Raw genomic sequence first — 16,603 nt, 5'->3', positions numbered from 1 at the left:
CTCCGGACTACCCGGGCTGGCCTTCACCGCCGTGGCCGAGCAGCGGATGCCCCAAAAGTGTCTGGGCTGGAGCTTCGGCCGCCTCCACCGCGTCGCGGACCAGCGCCGCGTTCTCGGCCTCGGCGGCCGCGTACGACGCCCCACCCGAGCGCAGCGCCTGCACGATTTGCTCGTGCAGTTCCGCCAGCTCGGCGCCCAACGACTGGTATCCGAGCCCGTGCGCGCTGAAAACCGCGACCAAAGCCGCCGACACGGCATCCGCGGCAATGGCCTCGATTCCCGCCGTCGGGGCCGCCGCGGCCGTATTGGCCGCGGCGAGCGCAGAGCCGATGCCCGCCAAGTTCCCGGCCGCCGCGGTCAGCGCTTGGGGCACCGCATTCACGAATGACATGTGCAACCTCTCTGTAGGTCACCGCCATCAGTGACGACGGGGTACACGTCAATATCGGATGTCGACCGCCCGCCGTTACACGCCCAGGTGTCGCGGGTCAGAGACGCTCAGCCGCTTGTGCTTTGGCCCAGCGGTAATCGGCCTTGCCCGACGGTGACCGCTGCACCCGCTCGCAGAAGACGACGTCTTTGGGCAGTTTGTAGCGCGCGATGTGACGGGCGGCCTCGGCGATGATGTCGTCGGCGTCGACCCGCTGACCGTCGGCGAGCTGAACGATCGCGACGACCTCGTTTCCCCACTTGGCGCTGGGCCGGCCCGTGACCACCACGTCGTAGACCGCGGGATGCTCGGCGATGGCGGCCTCGACCTCTTCGGCGAAGATCTTCTCGCCGCCGGAGTTGATGGTCACCGAATCCCGGCCCAGCAGCTCGATCTGGCCGTCGGCGTCCCAACGCGCCCGGTCCCCCGGCACCGAGTGCCGGATCCCGTCGATCACCGGGAATGTCCGCGCGGTCTTGTCCGCGTCGCCGAGGTAGCCCAGCGGGATCAGGGCCTGCTGGGCCAGCCAACCGATCTCGTCGTCGCCGGGCGACAGGACCCGGGTCATGTCCTCGCTGACCACCACCGCCCCCGGGTTGGGGGCGAACCGCCCGGATACGTGCTGCGCGCGGGACGACGCCTGGACCATCTGCGCCCCGGATTCCGACGAACCGCCGGCGTCCAGGATCGTCAGCTGCGGCAGCAACTCGACGAACCGCTCCTTGAGCGGGGCGGTCAGCGCGGCACCACCGGTCACCAGGACGAACAGCCCGGACAGGTCGTAGTCGCCGGAGGCGAGTTCGTCCAGGAGCGGGCGCCCGAACGCGTCGCCGACCATCGAGAGCGACAGCACCCGTTCGCGGCTGGCCAACGCCAGGGCCTCGGCCGGATCGAAATGCGTCGTGGTCGCCGGCATCACGAACGGTCGTCCGCTGCACAGCGTCATGAAGGCGGCCCACTGGGCGGCGCCGTGCATGAGCGGCGCGACCGTCATCGACCCCGGCCCCGGCGGCAGCGACCGCTCGACGATCTCCTCGAGGCTGCCCACCATCTCGCCGGTCATCCGCCCGCCCATGGTGTTCATGTAGATGTCGTGCTGGCGCCACAGCACCGCCTTGGGCATCCCGGTGGTGCCACCGGTGTAGAGCACGTAGAGGTCGTCGGGCGACAGCGCGAGGTCGAGCGGCTCGTCGGACACGGAAGCCAGCAGCTCCTCGAAGCGCACCGCGCCCGGCAGCGGCTCGTTTCCCGACCCGTCGTCGACGTGGATCAGCCGCATCGGCGGCAGCTTCTCCAACGCTTGCGCCAGCGTCGGGGCGAACCGGGCGTGATACGCGACCGCGTCCGCGCCGGCGTTGCCGAGCAGGTACACCAGCTCTTCGGCGACGTAGCGATAGTTGACGTTGAACGGGGCAACGCGGGCCTTGTAGGCGCCCAGCATCCCTTCGAGATACTCGTTGCAGTTCGCCAGGTACAGCGCGAGATGACTCTGACCCGACTCGTGCGGCGCCAACTGCGAGCGTTCACGCCGCGCGCCGAGCCCCCAGGTGTGCAGCGCCCGGGCGAATCGGCGGGCGCGCTCGTCGGTCTGGGCGAAACTGAATCGCCGGTCCCCGAACACGATGCAGTCCCGATCGGGGTTGGCCGCCGCCACCGCCGCGAAAATCTGCGCCAGGTTGAACTCCATGCACTCTCCTCCGGTCGAGCCAGGGCCACGCTACAACGCAGCGGGCGGGTTGGCGGTTAGTCTCAGGATCGTGCGCGACGGATACCGCCGATACACGCGGTATGTAGCCATCGGTGACAGCCAGACCGAGGGCCTGTGGGACGGTGACGACACCGTCGGCCTGCTCGGATTCGCCGACCGCCTCGCCGCCATGGTCGATTCGATCTATCCGGGCCTGGAGTACGCCAACCTGGCGATTCGCGGCAAGTTGGTGCGTCACGTGCTGCGGGAGCAGGTGCCGCCGGCGCTGGCGATGCGACCGGATCTGATCACCGTGTGCATCGGGATGAACGATGTGATCCAGCCGGGACGATCGTTCGGCCCGGCGCTGGCCGATCTCGAGCGGATCTACGCCGCGCTCGCCGAATCGGGCGCGACGGTGGTCACCGCCACCTTCCCGAACGTCGCGCAATTCCTCCCGATGGGCAGGCTGGTTTCCGGGCGGCTCGCCCGCATCAACAACGCGATCAGGTCGGCCGCCCAGCGCTACGACTTCGGGCTGGTCGACCTCTACAACGCGCCGTCGATGCGCAATCTGGACACCTGGGACATCGACCGCGTGCACGCATCCCCCAAGGGGCACATGCTGTTCGCCGCCGCGGCCGCCGAGGCGCTCAATTTGCCTGGCAGCAACCATGATTGGGCCGTGGCTCGCGGCAGCACCACCCGGCTGTCGTTCAACGCGCGCACCTACGGACAAGTGCGCTGGGCGCAAGAAAAGTTCATGCCGTGGGTGTGGCGGCGCCTGCGTGGCAAGTCCTCGGCCGACGGGCGAGTGCCCAAGCGTCCGGTGTTGGAGCCCCTCAGCGTCCGGTCAGGCATCCTTAAGCCATGAATATCGAGGCCCTGCTGCAGTCCATCCCGCCCCTGGCCGTCTACCTCGTGGTCGGCGGCGTGGTGGGCATCGAAAGCCTCGGCGTTCCCCTTCCCGGGGAGATCGTGCTGGTCAGCGCGGCGCTGATGTCGTCGCACCACGACCTGGCCGTCAACCCGATCGGCGTCGGAGTGGCCGCCGTGATCGGCGCGGTGATCGGCGACTCGATCGGCTACACGATCGGTCGCCGGTTCGGCATGCCGCTCTTCGACCGGCTCGGCCAACGGTTCCCGAAACACTTCGGCCCCGGACACGTCGCGCTGGCCGAGCGCCTGTTCAACCGGTGGGGTGTTCGCGCGGTGTTCTTCGGTCGCTTCATCGCGCTGCTGCGGATCTTTGCCGGACCGCTGGCCGGCGCCCTGAAGATGCCCTACAGGCGGTTCCTGGCCGCCAACGTGTCCGGGGGGATCTGCTGGGCGGGCGGCACCACGGCCCTGGTCTACTTCGCCGGAATCGCCGCCGAACGCTGGATGGAACGGTTCTCCTGGATCGCGCTCGTCATCGCCGTCGTGGTCGGTGCCACGGCCGCGATCCTGTTGCGGGAACGCACATCCCGCGCGATCGCCGAGCTCGAGGCCGAGCACAACCGCAAGGCCGCCGACGCGGCGTAGCTACGCGGGTCGGTGCTGATCGATCAGCGCCCTGGCCATCTTTTGGGCGCGCAGGGCCGCGTCCAAATCGCCCACCGCCGCCAGTACGATGGCGCCCTTCATCAGGATGTGCCAGGACGAGGCGAAGCCTTCGACGTCGTGCAGCCCGGCTTCCTCCGCGCGCTGGCGCACGATGTTGCGGACGTTGTCGATGTGCCCGATGCTGGCCTGCCCGGCCGGATGATCGGCTCCCAACTCGAACAACACGTTGATGAACGAGCAGCCCTCGAAACCGTCGCGGCTTTGAAACCAGTCGTGTAAGACGTCGAAGATCGCCAGCAAGCGCTCCTCGGGGGTGTTGCCGCGCAGGTGTGACTGGGCCTCGACGAGCCCACGCGTCCAGAGTTGCTCGTGGCGCTGCAGCACGGCCAGCACCAAGTCGTTCTTCGTCGCGAAATGGCGGTACAGGGTGGCCTTGGCCACCCCCGCCCGCTCGATCACCTCGTCGGTGCCGACCGCGCGGATCCCACGCCTGCTGAACAGGTCGTATGCGGCAGTCAGGATTCGCTCGCGAGGCGGCATCGCGGGCGTCGCGATGGCGTCGACGCTAGTCATAGCGATCCTCACGATACTCATAGGACGCGATATATAGACAGACCGCCCTGTCTTGTTATAGAAATGAGATTCCGCAGTTTGCGGAAAGTCTGTCTTTAGACAACAGGACGGGCATCCATCCCGGCATCGAACACGCCGGTTGATTAGGGAGTCCACCATGCGCTTAGCCACAGCCGAACCGTTTTCGTCCCCTCTCATGCTCAGCACGCGGCTGGTCTACGAGCTCGGTGACCCCAACAGCACGCTGCGGGCCACCACCGATCGCAACGGCCCGTCCGTCATCGTTTACGCCGGCGGCGAGGTCGACGCCTGCAACGAGCACGCGTGGCGCCGACTGCTCGACGAGGCGGCCGCCGGCGTTGCCGCGCCCGGACCGCTCGTCATCGACGTCTCCGGCCTTGACTTCATGGGCTGCTGCGCGTTCGCCGCACTGGCCGAGGAGGCGGAACGTTGCCGCGGGCGCGGCGTCGAACTGCGTCTGGTAAGCCACGACCCGATGGTCGCGCGCGTCGTGAAAGCGTGTGGGCTCACCCCGATGCTTCCGATGTACCCGACCGTGGACGCCGCCCTCGCCGCGTGACGAAACCGGGGGTCGCGTGAGCGATCCTCCGACCGTCGGTGTGGAAGAGGAGTTCCTCCTCCTCGACCCGCAGACCAACGAACCCGCTCCATGCAACGCCGAGGTGGCGGCGCAGGCCGAAACCCACGGCATCACACTGCAATTGGAACTCAGCAGTTGTCAGGTTGAAACCACCTCGAGCGTGGCCGCGACCAGTGCCGAGCTCACCGGGGAACTCCGCAGGCTGCGGCGCGGCGCCGCGCAAGCCGCCGAGACCGCCGGCGTTCGGTTGCTCGCCCTCGGGCTTCCACCGGTCACGCCGCACCAGTTCCCGGTCACCGACACCGACCGGTATCGGCGCATCGGCGAGCAGTTCGGGATGATCGCGCACGAGCAAGGCATCTGCGGATGCCACGTGCACGTGCAGGTGCCCGACCGCGCCGCCGCCATCCAGGCCAGCAACTGGTTGCGGCCGTGGTTACCGAGTTTGCTTGCGCTGTCTGCGAATTCAGCGATCTACCGCAACGCCAACAGTGGCTATGCGAGCTGGCGCAGCGTGCTGTGGCGACGCTGGCCGGCCGCGGGGCCGCCACCGTTCTTCACCACGCCCGAAGAGTACGACCGCACGGTGCGGATGCTGGTCGGCACCGGGGTGATCCTGGACCCGGACATGATCTATTGGGACGTGCGCCCGTCGGCGAGCTTGCCGACCGTCGAGGTACGGGTGGCCGATGTGCCGGCGACGGTCGCCGAAACGGTGTTGCTCGCCACGCTGATCCGGGCCGCGGTGATGACGGCGCTCGACGAGCGGGGCGCCGGCGTCGACCGGCTGCCACCCGCCGCGCTGCGTGCAGCGTACTGGAAGGCCGCCCATGACGGATTGTCCGGGCGCACATTGGATTTGGTCGACGGTCGCGGGGCGGTGCCGACGCGGGAGCAGCTGGGCGCCCTGGTGCGACGGGTGCGTCCGGCGTTGGACGCGCTGGGCGAGCACGACCGGGTGGTCGCCGAACTCGACCGCGTCACGGCGCAGGGCAACGGGGCGATGCGACAGCTCAAGGCGTGGCGCAAGCGCGGCGAGGCGACGGACGTCATCGAGGCAGCCGCCGCCGCCACCCTGAGCTGACTCGCGGCGGCTCTGGTCAGGCCGGCGGCGCTTCGGCGCCGCGATCCACACCGGAACGCAGCTTCACCGACGCCGAATACGCGAACGTGCGGAAGTGCAGCACCTTGTCGTCGGACGGTTCGATGCCGTCGGTCACCCGCATCGGGTCGAACACCACGATGTCGCCGTCGTGCTCGCGTTCAGTGTCGATGCCGGTGATCTCGAAGTTGCCGACGGTGACCGTCTCGGTGCTGCGCCAGGGCGCCGACGGGTCGACCGTCGAGTCGTTCGGCCCGGCGATCTGGACGCGGAAGTCGAACCGCACCGGCCCGCCGGCCAGGCGGGTGTTCAGCTCGTGGTGCAGAAAGTCCGGGTCTCGGCCCTTGGCGGCACCGCCCGACAGGAAGTCCTCCCCCGCGACCGGGTGCAGGTGATAGCGGACGAAGCGGGCGCTGCCGTCGGCGGCGACCCAGCGGAACGCGTGCAGCCCGTGATATTCGACGGTGGCGTAGCTCGCCGGGACCCGGTTGGCATCGCGCAGAACGGGCAGCGCGCCCAGCAGCTTCGGATGCGTCGCAGCGTAGGCGGCCATGCGCAGCGGCATGGCCGGGCCGGGCCGCATCGCCTTGAGCAGGTCGATGAATCCGTCCGGCGTGCTGGAGACGAACAGCCTGGCCGTCTGCGTCGACACGTCCGTCGTCGACCCGTCGGGCAGGGTCAACTTCACCGCCAGCCCCCGCACCCCGGGCACGTTGTCGGGCTGCTTGGGGTTGCCCGCCCCGTTGGAGAAGCGAAACAGCGCCGGCACCGACGAGCCATCCAGATGCTTGGCGCGCGAAAGCGTGGCCGCCTCGGGGCTCGCGGTGAACCTGCCGTGATACAGGGTGCCTTTTGCATGCAGCGCGCGATAGCCCGGCTGTGCGCCGCCGCTACCTCGGATTGCCTTGATCGCGTCGTCGGGAGTCACAGCCATTCGCGAATCCTAGAAGGTCATTGCGGAAAGCCGAAGAGTTTGACGACACCGTGATCGCGACCGGCGGTGTAGCCGCCGTCGACGGCGATCGCCTGACCGCTGACGAACGACGCGTCGGTGGACAACAGGAAGGCCGCCACCGCCGCGACTTCCTCGGGCCGGCCGAGCCGTTGCAGGGCGTGCTCCTCGGTGATGGAGGCCAGCGGGCCCTCCATTCCCGGCAGCCCGAAAACGTCTTGCGCCATTGGTGTTTCGATGAATCCGGGGCAGATGGCGTTGGCGCGGATGCCGCTCGGCCCGTAGTCGAGCGCGATGTTCTTGGTCAGCAGCACCACACCACCCTTGGCGGCGTTGTACGAGCTGCCGCCCGCCGTGCCTTCCAGGCCCTCGATGCTCGCGACGGTCACGATCGAGCCCCGCTCACCGTCGACGCGGTCCTGCTCGATCATCTTGGCCAGGGCCGCCTTGACCACCAGGAACGTGCCGGTGAGGTTGATGCCGATCACCCGGTCCCATTCAGAGCGGTCGAGCAGATGGACGGGGCCGCCACCGGCCACGCCGGCGGCGTGGAAGACACCGTCGAGGCGCCCGGGCACGGCGGCGAATACCGCGGCGATCGCCGCCTCGTCGGTGACGTCGGCGGTCACGAAATGAAAATTTGGGCCCAGCTCGGGCGCGGCGGCACGGTCGGCGCCGACGACGGTGCCACCCTCGGCCAACAGGCGCTGCGCGGTGGCCAGGCCGATACCGGACGCCGCCCCGGTGACGACGAAGGTGCGGGAGCGGGCGCGATCGGCGTTGACCATGGCAGTCATGGTGGCATACGGCACTTGCCTGCCCACGGCGGCGTCGAGACTGCGGTGAGAGCGAATAATTGAGCGAAATTCCGCTCTCACCGCAGACTCGACGGAGGCACGCGCACGCATGAGCCCACTGACCGACCTGGGAGTGACGAACCCCGTGCTGGCGGCGCCCATGGCGGGTGGCCCCAGCACACCCGAGCTGGTGGTGGCCGCCGCACGCGCCGGCAGCTTCGGCTTCCTGGGCGGCGGCTACAAGACGCCCGACGCCCTGGCCGACCAGATGGCCGAACTGCGTTCCGCGGGCGTGCCTTTCGGGGTCAACCTGTTCGCCCCGAACCCGGTGCCCGTCGATCCGGACGCCTACGACACCTACCGCGACCAGATGCGGCCGGAGGCCGACCGCTACGAGGTCGACCTGGCCAAGGTCCCCGTCACCGAGAACGACGACTACTGGCAGCAGAAGGTCGAGCTGCTGCTGGCCGACCCGGTCCCGGTGGTCACCTTCACCTTCGGGATCCCCGAGCCGAAGGTGATCGGCGCGCTGAAGAACGTCGGCAGCGTGGTCGGCCAGACCGTCACGTCGGCCGCCGAGGCACGCCTGGCCGCGGAGCAGGACGTCGACGTGCTGGTGGTGCAGGCCGCGGCCGCCGGCGGTCACTCCGGCATCCTGACCCCCGATCGGTTGCCTGCCGAAATCCCCCTGCCCCAGCTGCTGCGGGAGATCGGCGCGGCCACCTCCCTGCCGATGATCGGCGCCGGCGGGATCGGCACCCCCGACGACGTCGCCGCCGCCCTCGGCGCCGGCGCCCTCGCGGTCGCGGTCGGCACGGTTCTGCTGCGCAGCAAGGAAAGCGGAACGTCGGCCCCCTACCGCGCCGCGCTCGCCGATCCCCACCGCCGGCCGACCCTGCTCACCCGCGCCTTCACCGGTCGTCCGGCGCGGGGGCTGGCGAACGTCTTCACCGACCGCTACACGGCGGTGGCGCCCGAAGGCTATCCGGCGATCCATTTCCTGACGAGCCCCATCCGCAAGGCCGCCGCCGCGGCCGGCGACCCGGAGCGAATCAACCTGTGGGCCGGCACCGGGTACCGGCATGCCGCCGACGCGCCCGCGGGCGAAATCCTGACGTCGTTGGCGTCGAAAGGCTGACGGTCCCGGGGATGATTGACTAGGCACATGCCGCAGGCCCACACCACGCAGACGCTCGTCGGCTTCATCGAGCATCACGAACAACATCGGCCCGACGACGTCGCGATTCACTACGGTAATCGCCACTGGACGTGGGAACAATGGGCGGCGCGGATTCGCCAGGCCGCCGGTGCCCTGCGCGCCGCCGGCGTGCGGCGCGGCCAGTGTGTGGCGTTTCTGGATAAGAATCACCCGGGCTGCCTGGAGAATTTGATCGCCGCGGTGTCGATCGGCGCGGTGACCACCATCCCCAATTGGCGGATGACCGGCGAGGAACTCGTCCACGTGCTCAACGACAGCGACGTGCGGCTGCTGTTCGTGGGCGCCGAATTCGCGCCCACCGTCGAGCGGATCAGGGCGCAGCTTCCCGGCGTGCAGCGCATCGTGGTGGTGGGCGGTCAGCGTGACGAGTACGAATCCTGGCTCGCCGCAGCCACACCCGCTGCGGCCGACCCGGATGTCGATGACCACGCCACCGCCCTGGTGATCTACAGCTCGGGCACCACCGGTCGGCCCAAGGGCGTCGTGCTGAGCCAGCGCGCGCTGGTCAACCACATCGTGAACATGGCCCCGCCGTTTCCGTTCGAAGACGGGGACGCGAATCTTGTGGCCATGCCGCTATTTCACGTGGGCGGCGTCGCCTACGCGTTTTTCGGCATCATGGCCGGGGCGCCCACGTTTCTGACGCGCGAACCCGACGCGGCGACACTGATCGGCGCCATCCAGGCCGGTGCCACGCACGCGTTCTTCGTGCCCCCGGTGATCGCCCGGTTTTTAGACGCCGGCGACGCGGCGATCAAATCGATTTCGGGGCTGCGCTACCTGGTGTACGGCGCGGCGCCGATGCCAATGCCGTTGCTGCAAAAGGCACTTGAGGCGTGGCCCGAGATGAACTTTATCCAGGTGTACGGGCAGACCGAGCTGTCCGGGGGAATCACCGCGTTGGAACCCGGCGAGCATCGCGATGCCACCCGGCCGCACTTGCTGCTGTCGGTGGGAAAGGCCTTCCCGGGAAACGAAATTCGGATCGTCGACCCCGAGTCCGGCGAGCAGCTGCCCGTCGGCGAGCCGGGTGAGATCTGGGTGCGCAGCAACCAGCGCATGAGCGGCTATCTGAATCGCCCGGAGGCAACGAAAGAAACCATCACCGACGACGATTGGCTGCGCACCGGCGACATCGGGCGGGTGGACGCCGACGGCTACCTCTACATCGAGGACCGGCTGAAGGACATGATCATCACCGGCGGCGAGAACGTGTACGGACCCGAGGTGGAGAGCGTGCTCATGGAGCACCCCGCCATCACCGACGCCGCGGTCATCGGTGTCCCCGACGACTTTTGGGGCGAATCGGTCAAGGCCATCGTCGTCGCCGACACCGAGGTCGACGCCGACGACATCATCGAGTTCTGCCGCCGACACCTGGCCGGCTACAAGTGTCCCCGCACCGTGGATTTCGCCCCGGCGCTCCCGCGCAACGCGAGTGGAAAAATACTGAAAACCGAGCTGCGCCAACCCTATTGGCAGGACCGCGCGCGCAACGTCTGAGCCTCACAACCCCAACGGCCTCACAGCCCGAACTGGTCGTCGATGATGCCCAGCCAGATCTGGGCGACGTCCATCGCCACCTTCTCGCTGATGAACGCGTGCTGGGTGCCGGTGTAGATGTCGCGGAACCCGCGCTCGAGGCGGCTGCCTTCCCGGATCGCCGTGGTGCCGGCCGCCAGGTGGGCCCACTCGGCGCACTCGCGGGCCGTGTCGGTGGCGTACACCGCGGCCACCCGCATGTCGGCCCGCAGCCGCGGCGTCAGCTCGTTGCCCGCGGCCACCGCGGCCTCGGCCGTGGTGAAGGCGTCGAGCACCAGCAGACGCGCGGCCCGCCAGGCCGCGACGTGATGGGCCAGACCCTTTTGGAAGGTCTGCCGGCTGGCCAGCGTCGCCATGTCGCTCATCCGCACCTTGGTGGCCGCGAGCTCCTCGACGTCGTCGAGCATGCTCTTGGCCACCCCCAACGCGAACGCGGCGTGACCGGCGGCCGTCACCGGCATCAGACCCATCCGCCCGGCCGGCGAGGATCCGCGCAGCGGCTCGCGGGTGAACAGCGGGATGGTCCGGTATTCCGGCACGAACACGTCGGCGACGTTGTAGTCATACGAGCCGGTGCCCTTGAGCCCCTGCACATGCCAGCCGTCGGTGAAGACGACCTCCTCGCGCGGCAGGAACGCCACCCGCATGTCGGGAATGCCCTCGGCGATCCAGCGCATCTCGCCGTCATCCATCGGCAGAAAGCCCGCCGCGACGTACGCCGAGTGGCCGGTGCCGGATCCAAAACTCCACGCCCCGGTCAGTCGGTAGCCGCCGTCAACCGCCGTCCCCTGGCCGTTGGGAAAATACTGGCCGCCGATGGTGACGTGGTTGTCGTGCGCCGTGAACACCTCGGCGAAGCCCTGCTCGGGAAGATAGCTCGCGGCGGCGAACGTCGACGGCAGGTTGGCGATCCCGATCCAGCCGAAAGAGCCGTCCTGCCAAGCCATTTCGAGCCAGGTCTCGATCATCTCGGCGAACGAGGGTTCGACGCCGCCGGCCTCCGCGGGGTTGAAGGCGGACATCAGGCCGCTGGCCCACATCTCGTCCACGATCGCCGGCGAGAGCGTGCGCAGCCGCTCCGATTCCGCCGCCTCGTCGCGCACCAGTTTGCGCATGCCACGGGCTCGGTCCAGTACATCGGTCACGGCGTCATCATTTCGGACAGGTGTCCAGAAAGTCAACGAGCAATACTGGCGGACATGAACGCGCGAGTGGATGCCCGGCGGCGCGAGTGCGCGATCGCCGTGTTGGGCGGTCCGACCACGGTCGTCGACATCGCCGGGCTTCGGATCGTGATGGACCCCACCTTCGATCCGCCCGGTGTGCACGCCTACCTGACCAAGACGGCAGGCCCCGCCGTGAGCGCCGACGCGCTGGGACCGGTGGACGCGGTGCTGATCAGCCACGACCAGCACCCCGACAACCTCGACGACGACGGTCGCCGGTTCGCCCTGGCCGCACCGCTGGTGCTCACCCATCCCGGTGCCGCGGGCCGGCTGGGTCCGCCGGCCGTGGGGTTGCGGCCGTGGGAGTCCTATCAAGGCCCGGGATCGCTTGTCGTGCAAGCCGTTCCGGCGGTGCACGGCCCGGCCGACGGGCAACGCGACGGCAGCGGTCACGTGAACTGCGAAGTGGCTGGCTTCGTGCTGTCCGGGCCCGATCTGCCCACCGTGTACCTCAGCGGCGACAACGCGTCGATGGCCGCGGTCAAGGAGGTGGCCGACCGCGTGGGTCGCGTCGACATCGCGGTGCTGTTCGCGGGGGCGGCGAGCGTGCCGACCAAGGAACGCGGTCGGCCGCTGACGCTGACCTCGGCGCGCGCGGCCGCCGCCGCCGAACTGCTCGGCGCCGCGGTGGTCATCCCGGCGCACGTCGACGGCTGGGCGCACTTCAGCGAAGGCGTCGAGGAGTTCACCGAGGCGTTCGACCAGGCCGGGATCAGCGGCGTGCTGCGGGTCGCCCCCCACGGCGAGTGGATCGATTGCGCGGGAAAATGACATGCGTCTGGACTACCGTCCAGTAGCGTGTCCAATACCACTTGCGGTAGCGTCTTGACGCATGCCCGAGGCTGTTGAGTCCACCCGTCGCCGCCTGAGCGGCAAGCGCGCGGACACGGTGCTGCGGCTGAGCCGAGCCACGGTCGAAGTGTTGCGCGAGGTGGGCTACCACGATCTGACGTTGCAGGCCGTCGCGGCGCGGGCCGGCACGGCGCGGGCGACCGCCTACACCTATTTCTCGTCCAAAGACCATCTGATCGCTGAGGTGTACTGGCGTCGACTGGCGACCGAGCAACCGCCGGAGAGCCACTCCACCGACGTAAAGACCCGGGTCATCGCCGTGCTGCGACGCCTGGCGTTCCTCGTTGCCGACGAGCCCGCCCTCGCCGATGCCTTGCGCGTGGTGATCAACAGTTCCGACCCGGACGTGGAATTGATCCGGGGCAAGATCGCCAGGCGCACGCACTATCTCATCTCCACGGCGGCCGGCGACGACGCCGACGCGGAGACGGTTGGGCTGCTTGAGGTCTTCTACGCGGGCGCGATGGTGCTCGTCGGGACCGGCCTGATCTCCCGCGCCGACATCGCCGAGCAACTCGAGATGGCGGTGCGCCGGATCCTGTGACTCCGGCCACAACGTGCGTCTGGTCACATGTCTGGACACTCGTCTATTTTTTGTCGTAGCCTAGGCCTGACTCGCTGACGTGCCGGGCAACGCGGCCCCACTCAGCCGGGTAACGGGGTAAGGGAAATTTTCGGGGGTGTTGCTGGCGCGGGCATCGACGGCCGCGACGGCGGATCCAGAACTTCTTCTGCGAAGGGTCGCAGCATGCAACGACTTACCGGTTCGGACGCGATGATGCTGTTCAGCGAGGCCGCCAACGTGCCGATGCACACCGTCAAGGTGGCCATCCTCGAGGCCCCGGGCGCCGGCGAATTCTCGGTGCAGGCGGCCCGCCGGGTGGTGCAGCAACGCCTGCACCGATTCGAACCCCTGCGGCGCGTGCTCGTCGACACGCCCTACGGCTTCCACCGCCCCATGTGGCGGGAGAACTGCCCGGTCGACCTCGACTACCACGTGCGACCGCTGCGGCTGCCGGCCCCGGGCGGGCGCCGCGAACTCGATGACGCCATCGCCAAGCTGATCGAGCAACCGCTGGACCGGACCCGACCGCTGTGGGAGATCTACGTGATCGACGGCCTGGCCGACGGCCGGTTGGCCGTGGTCACCAAGATCCACCACGCCCTCGCCGACGGCGTCGCGTCGGCCAATCTGCTCGCCGGCGCCTTGGAGAAACCCGACAAGCCGGAAGGTGTACCCGCCGGCGTCGAATGCGACACCCACCCGTCCAGGACCCAACTGCTCTGGACGGCCATCCGCGATCACGTCCGCCAAATCGCCGAATTGCCAAGCCTTTTGCGCTACACCGTGGCCGGGATACACCGGGTCACCCGCAGCCGCCGCAACCGGACAGCCGTCAAGGTCCCCCGGGCCTTCACGAATCACCGGCTCACCACGCAGCGCCGGTTCGCCACGGCCGGCGTGCCGTTCGCCGACGCCAAGCAGATCACCCGCGAATTGGGTTGCACGATCAATGATCTGGTGCTCGCGATGGCCGCCGGGGCGGCCCGGGAACTGCGGCTGCGTTACGACGGCCACTCCGACGCTCCGCTCGTGGCGATGGTGCCGGTGTGCCTCGACGCGACGCCGGGCAGATCGGCCGGCAACAACTTCACCCAGATGGCCGTCGCCCTGCCCGCCGATCTCGACGAGCCCTTGCACCGCGTGAAGCGGAGCCACGAGGCCGCCGTCAGCGCCAAGCAACTGCACACCCTGCTGGGACCGGAGCTGTTGACCCGCTGGTTCGCCTACCTGCCCCCGCTGATGGTCCGCAAGCTCAGCGCCCTGATGGCGCGCACGAACGCCCACCTGAAAATGCAGAACTTGGTCGTGTCCAATGTGCCGGGGCCACGCGAACGCGTGCACGTCGCCGGCGCAACGATCGCGGAGTTCTACTCGGTGGGTCCGCTGGTTGCCGGTACCGGCCTGAACATCACCGTGTGGAGCTACGCCGACCAGATGAACATCTCCGTTCTCGCCGACGCGCTGACGGTGAGCGACGCCCACGAGGTCACCGACGAGCTGTTGCGTCAGTTCGCTGAGATCGCCTCTGCCGCAGGCGTTTATGCGACATACCAAGCCGACGTGGCCTAACAGACCGAAAGGACGCCATGACCAACGAGATCGAGAAGTGGGACCCGATCCTCACCGAACGCGTGATGGGAACGATCCGGCCCGTGCTCAAGCGATACTTTCGCTCCGAGGTGCACGGACTGGACAACGTGCCGGCGGGCGGCGCGCTGGTGGTCTCCAACCACTCCGGCGGTCAGATGGCCGTCGACGTGCCGATCTTCGCCGCCGACTGGTACGCCACGCACGGGTATGACCGACCGATCTACACGCTCAGCCACGACATGATCATGATTGGGCCGGTCGGGAGTTTCCTGAGGCGGATCGGCTTCATCCCGGCCAACCACGACAATGCGGCCAGCGCACTGCGCAGCGACGGCATCGTGGTGGTGTTCCCCGGCGGCGACTACGACGCCTACCGGCCGACGCTCACCCAGAACGTCATCGACTTCGGCGGCCGCAAGGGGTATGTCCGCGCGGCGATCGAGGCCGGGGTGCCGATCGTTCCCATGGTTTCCGTCGGCGGGCAGGAGACCCAGCTGTTCCTCACCCGCGGCACCTGGTTGGCGCGGCAACTGGGGCCCATCTCTCGGCTGGTGCGGAACAAGATCATGCCGGTGACATTCGGCTTTCCGTTCGGCGTAAGCCTTTTCGTGCTGCCGCCGAATCTGCCGCTGCCGGCGAAGATCGTGACGCGGGTCCTCGAGCCGATCGACATCCGCAAGAAGTTCGGCAAGAACCCCGACATCGCCGAGGTCGACGCCTACGTGCGCGAGGTGATGCAGGCCGGGATCGACGAGCTTGCGGCAAAGCGCCGATTCCCGGTGCTGGGCTGACTTACAGCCGCCCCTCCGTGCGCAGCTGCGGGTGCACCCAGTCCGGTGAGCGACGCTCCTTGAAAGCGCGGACGCCTTCGCGCGCCTCGGCGTCCATCAGGCTGCTGGTCATGCCGATGCGGTCGTACAAGCCGAGATAGTTGTCGATGCTCGACTTGATGACGCCGCGAGCACGCGGGGCGGTGCGGGCTGCCTGCGCGAGTAGCTCCCGCGCTACCGCAAGCAGATCATCATGGGGCACAACCCTATTCACCAAGCCCCAGTCCAGGGCTTCGGCGGCGGTCAGCACCCGGCCGGTGAACATCAGGTCGCGGGTGCGCACCGGTCCGATCAGGCGGGCGAGCATCTGGCTGTAGTAGGTGTCGGCGTAGCCGCGGAACAACTCGGGCACCCGGAACGTCGCGCGCTCGCTGACCACCGACAGGTCGCTGCACAACGTGATCTGCATGCCGCCGCCCTGGCAGAGGCCGTTGACCGCGGAGACGATCGGTTTGGCCGAGGTCCGCACCGCGTCGAACGGTGTGACGTCCATGCCCAGCGCGGCGCCGAAGGTGATCCAGTCGTCCGCGCCGCCTCCCCCGGTCATGTCGCCGCCGGGGGCGAAGACGTCCCCGGTGCCGGTGATCAGCAGCCCGGCCAGTTCGGGATCGGCATTGACACGGCCTACGGCGTAACGGATTCCGAAATACATCGCCGGCGTCATCGCGTTGCGCGCCTCGGGGCGGTCGATCGTGCAGACGGCGATCGGTCCCTCGCGATCGAACGACAGATACGGGGTGCCCAGCCAGTCCCCCTCGGGCGGTCGGGGACTGTCGTTAAGCGTCACGGCGCTCCTCTCTACACGTACGACAGGGTGGCGACCTGGGTGGTCTCCGACGCGCTGTCGATCACCTGACGATGTTTGTCCTGCAGCGTGGCCGTGAGTTCGCCCACCGATTTGTCGCAGTGCCGACAGTGCGCGGTGAACCGCGGCTGGTCGGCTTCATCCGGCCAGAACCGGCGGTCGCCCACCTGGGCGCCGGGGTCGTAGACGACCGACTGATACGGGGACTCCTTGAGCAGCCTGCCGACGGAATGCATCTGCGGGCATTCAAGTTTCAGCGTGCCGATGCCTTCCTGGTTGCCGTCCAT

The 16,603-nt window shown here is 68.5% G+C and carries 18 protein-coding genes; 10 read left to right on the top strand and 8 right to left on the bottom strand.

Going from position 1 to position 16,603, the window contains the following annotated elements; genetic code table 11:
* Window positions 1-7: 7 nt before the first annotated feature.
* Window positions 8-391, bottom strand: coding sequence for a PE family protein (locus tag G6N66_RS09880; protein WP_085231600.1), 384 nt, complete (start codon window positions 389-391; stop codon window positions 8-10).
* Window positions 392-488: 97 nt separating this feature from the next.
* Window positions 489-2,117, bottom strand: coding sequence for an acyl-CoA synthetase (locus G6N66_RS09875; RefSeq protein ID WP_085231601.1), 1,629 nt, complete (start codon window positions 2,115-2,117; stop codon window positions 489-491).
* Window positions 2,118-2,187: 70 nt separating this feature from the next.
* Between G6N66_RS09875 and G6N66_RS09870 the strand changes: the two genes are divergently transcribed.
* Both G6N66_RS09870 and G6N66_RS09865 read left to right on the top strand, forming a co-directional pair.
* A complete protein-coding gene (locus tag G6N66_RS09870; protein WP_372515832.1) occupies window positions 2,188-2,991 on the top strand; it encodes an SGNH/GDSL hydrolase family protein in 804 nt (267 codons plus the stop codon).
* The gene (locus G6N66_RS09865) at window positions 2,988-3,641 is read left to right on the top strand and encodes a DedA family protein (protein ID WP_085231602.1); all 654 of its coding nucleotides are present in this window, start codon (window positions 2,988-2,990) and stop codon (window positions 3,639-3,641) included. Before G6N66_RS09870 ends, G6N66_RS09865 begins: the two co-directional genes overlap by 4 nt.
* On the opposite strand, the gene G6N66_RS09860 is transcribed toward G6N66_RS09865, so the two are convergent.
* On the bottom strand, window positions 3,642-4,235 hold the full coding sequence (locus G6N66_RS09860) for a TetR/AcrR family transcriptional regulator (RefSeq protein ID WP_085231603.1): 594 nt from the start codon (window positions 4,233-4,235) through the stop codon (window positions 3,642-3,644).
* A 157-nt stretch (window positions 4,236-4,392) separates the two neighbouring features.
* Between G6N66_RS09860 and G6N66_RS09855 the strand changes: the two genes are divergently transcribed.
* Together G6N66_RS09855 and G6N66_RS09850 are read left to right on the top strand one after the other, a co-directional pair.
* Window positions 4,393-4,815, top strand: coding sequence for an anti-sigma factor antagonist (locus G6N66_RS09855; protein WP_139825074.1), 423 nt, complete (start codon window positions 4,393-4,395; stop codon window positions 4,813-4,815).
* A 16-nt stretch (window positions 4,816-4,831) separates the two neighbouring features.
* On the top strand, window positions 4,832-5,920 hold the full coding sequence (locus G6N66_RS09850) for a glutamate--cysteine ligase 2 (protein WP_085231605.1): 1,089 nt from the start codon (window positions 4,832-4,834) through the stop codon (window positions 5,918-5,920).
* Between the two features lie 16 nt (window positions 5,921-5,936).
* On the opposite strand, the gene G6N66_RS09845 is transcribed toward G6N66_RS09850, so the two are convergent.
* A complete protein-coding gene (locus tag G6N66_RS09845; protein ID WP_085231606.1) occupies window positions 5,937-6,872 on the bottom strand; it encodes a catalase family peroxidase in 936 nt (311 codons plus the stop codon).
* A gap of 17 nt (window positions 6,873-6,889) precedes the next feature.
* On the bottom strand, window positions 6,890-7,687 hold the full coding sequence (locus tag G6N66_RS09840; protein ID WP_179968340.1) for an SDR family NAD(P)-dependent oxidoreductase: 798 nt from the start codon (window positions 7,685-7,687) through the stop codon (window positions 6,890-6,892).
* Window positions 7,688-7,796: 109 nt separating this feature from the next.
* Between G6N66_RS09840 and G6N66_RS09835 the strand changes: the two genes are divergently transcribed.
* Window positions 7,797-8,825, top strand: a complete 1,029-nt coding sequence (locus G6N66_RS09835; RefSeq protein ID WP_085231607.1) for a nitronate monooxygenase — start codon at window positions 7,797-7,799, stop codon at window positions 8,823-8,825.
* Between the two features lie 27 nt (window positions 8,826-8,852).
* A complete protein-coding gene (locus G6N66_RS09830) occupies window positions 8,853-10,409 on the top strand; it encodes a long-chain-fatty-acid--CoA ligase (RefSeq protein ID WP_085231608.1) in 1,557 nt (518 codons plus the stop codon).
* A gap of 20 nt (window positions 10,410-10,429) precedes the next feature.
* Here G6N66_RS09830 and G6N66_RS09825 read toward each other — a convergent pair whose 3' ends face one another.
* Window positions 10,430-11,563: an acyl-CoA dehydrogenase family protein gene (locus G6N66_RS09825; RefSeq protein ID WP_085231700.1), complete on the bottom strand. Its 1,134-nt coding sequence runs from the start codon at window positions 11,561-11,563 to the stop codon at window positions 10,430-10,432.
* Window positions 11,564-11,659: 96 nt separating this feature from the next.
* Between G6N66_RS09825 and G6N66_RS09820 the strand changes: the two genes are divergently transcribed.
* The 4 genes from G6N66_RS09820 (at window position 11,660) to G6N66_RS09805 (ending at window position 15,472) form a co-directional block, all read left to right on the top strand.
* Window positions 11,660-12,445, top strand: coding sequence for an MBL fold metallo-hydrolase (locus G6N66_RS09820; protein ID WP_085231701.1), 786 nt, complete (start codon window positions 11,660-11,662; stop codon window positions 12,443-12,445).
* Between the two features lie 61 nt (window positions 12,446-12,506).
* Window positions 12,507-13,070: a TetR family transcriptional regulator gene (locus tag G6N66_RS09815; protein ID WP_085231609.1), complete on the top strand. Its 564-nt coding sequence runs from the start codon at window positions 12,507-12,509 to the stop codon at window positions 13,068-13,070.
* Window positions 13,071-13,274: 204 nt separating this feature from the next.
* Window positions 13,275-14,660, top strand: a complete 1,386-nt coding sequence (locus G6N66_RS09810) for a WS/DGAT/MGAT family O-acyltransferase (RefSeq protein ID WP_085231610.1) — start codon at window positions 13,275-13,277, stop codon at window positions 14,658-14,660.
* A 17-nt stretch (window positions 14,661-14,677) separates the two neighbouring features.
* Window positions 14,678-15,472, top strand: coding sequence for a lysophospholipid acyltransferase family protein (locus G6N66_RS09805; RefSeq protein WP_085231611.1), 795 nt, complete (start codon window positions 14,678-14,680; stop codon window positions 15,470-15,472).
* Window position 15,473: 1 nt separating this feature from the next.
* Here the strand turns inward: G6N66_RS09805 and G6N66_RS09800 are convergent, their stop codons facing one another.
* Together G6N66_RS09800 and G6N66_RS09795 are read right to left on the bottom strand one after the other, a co-directional pair.
* A complete protein-coding gene (locus G6N66_RS09800; RefSeq protein ID WP_085231612.1) occupies window positions 15,474-16,298 on the bottom strand; it encodes an enoyl-CoA hydratase/isomerase family protein in 825 nt (274 codons plus the stop codon).
* A gap of 11 nt (window positions 16,299-16,309) precedes the next feature.
* Window positions 16,310-16,603 carry a hypothetical protein gene (locus G6N66_RS09795; RefSeq protein WP_085231613.1) on the bottom strand — a complete coding sequence of 98 codons (294 nt, stop codon included), beginning with the start codon at window positions 16,601-16,603 and terminating at the stop codon, window positions 16,310-16,312.

This window comes from Mycobacterium conspicuum (assembly GCF_010730195.1).
Classification (GTDB): domain Bacteria; phylum Actinomycetota; class Actinomycetes; order Mycobacteriales; family Mycobacteriaceae; genus Mycobacterium; species Mycobacterium conspicuum.
Note: the sequence above shows the minus strand (reverse complement) of the source record. Positions and strands in the feature narration are given on the sequence as shown.

Excerpts from the sequence above, each read along its gene's own strand:
- G6N66_RS09880 (WP_085231600.1), bottom strand. The coding sequence starts at position 391 with ATGTCATTCGTGAATGCGGTGCCCCAAGCGCTGACCGCGGCGGCCGGG.
- G6N66_RS09875 (WP_085231601.1), bottom strand. The coding sequence starts at position 2,117 with ATGGAGTTCAACCTGGCGCAGATTTTCGCGGCGGTGGCGGCGGCCAAC.
- G6N66_RS09865 (WP_085231602.1), top strand. The coding sequence starts at position 2,988 with ATGAATATCGAGGCCCTGCTGCAGTCCATCCCGCCCCTGGCCGTCTAC.
- G6N66_RS09860 (WP_085231603.1), bottom strand. The coding sequence starts at position 4,235 with ATGACTAGCGTCGACGCCATCGCGACGCCCGCGATGCCGCCTCGCGAG.
- G6N66_RS09855 (WP_139825074.1), top strand. The coding sequence starts at position 4,393 with ATGCGCTTAGCCACAGCCGAACCGTTTTCGTCCCCTCTCATGCTCAGC.
- G6N66_RS09845 (WP_085231606.1), bottom strand. The coding sequence starts at position 6,872 with ATGGCTGTGACTCCCGACGACGCGATCAAGGCAATCCGAGGTAGCGGC.
- G6N66_RS09840 (WP_179968340.1), bottom strand. The coding sequence starts at position 7,687 with ATGACTGCCATGGTCAACGCCGATCGCGCCCGCTCCCGCACCTTCGTC.
- G6N66_RS09835 (WP_085231607.1), top strand. The coding sequence starts at position 7,797 with ATGAGCCCACTGACCGACCTGGGAGTGACGAACCCCGTGCTGGCGGCG.
- G6N66_RS09830 (WP_085231608.1), top strand. The coding sequence starts at position 8,853 with ATGCCGCAGGCCCACACCACGCAGACGCTCGTCGGCTTCATCGAGCAT.
- G6N66_RS09825 (WP_085231700.1), bottom strand. The coding sequence starts at position 11,563 with ATGCGCAAACTGGTGCGCGACGAGGCGGCGGAATCGGAGCGGCTGCGC.
- G6N66_RS09815 (WP_085231609.1), top strand. The coding sequence starts at position 12,507 with ATGCCCGAGGCTGTTGAGTCCACCCGTCGCCGCCTGAGCGGCAAGCGC.
- G6N66_RS09810 (WP_085231610.1), top strand. The coding sequence starts at position 13,275 with ATGCAACGACTTACCGGTTCGGACGCGATGATGCTGTTCAGCGAGGCC.
- G6N66_RS09805 (WP_085231611.1), top strand. The coding sequence starts at position 14,678 with ATGACCAACGAGATCGAGAAGTGGGACCCGATCCTCACCGAACGCGTG.
- G6N66_RS09795 (WP_085231613.1), bottom strand. The coding sequence starts at position 16,603 with ATGGACGGCAACCAGGAAGGCATCGGCACGCTGAAACTTGAATGCCCG.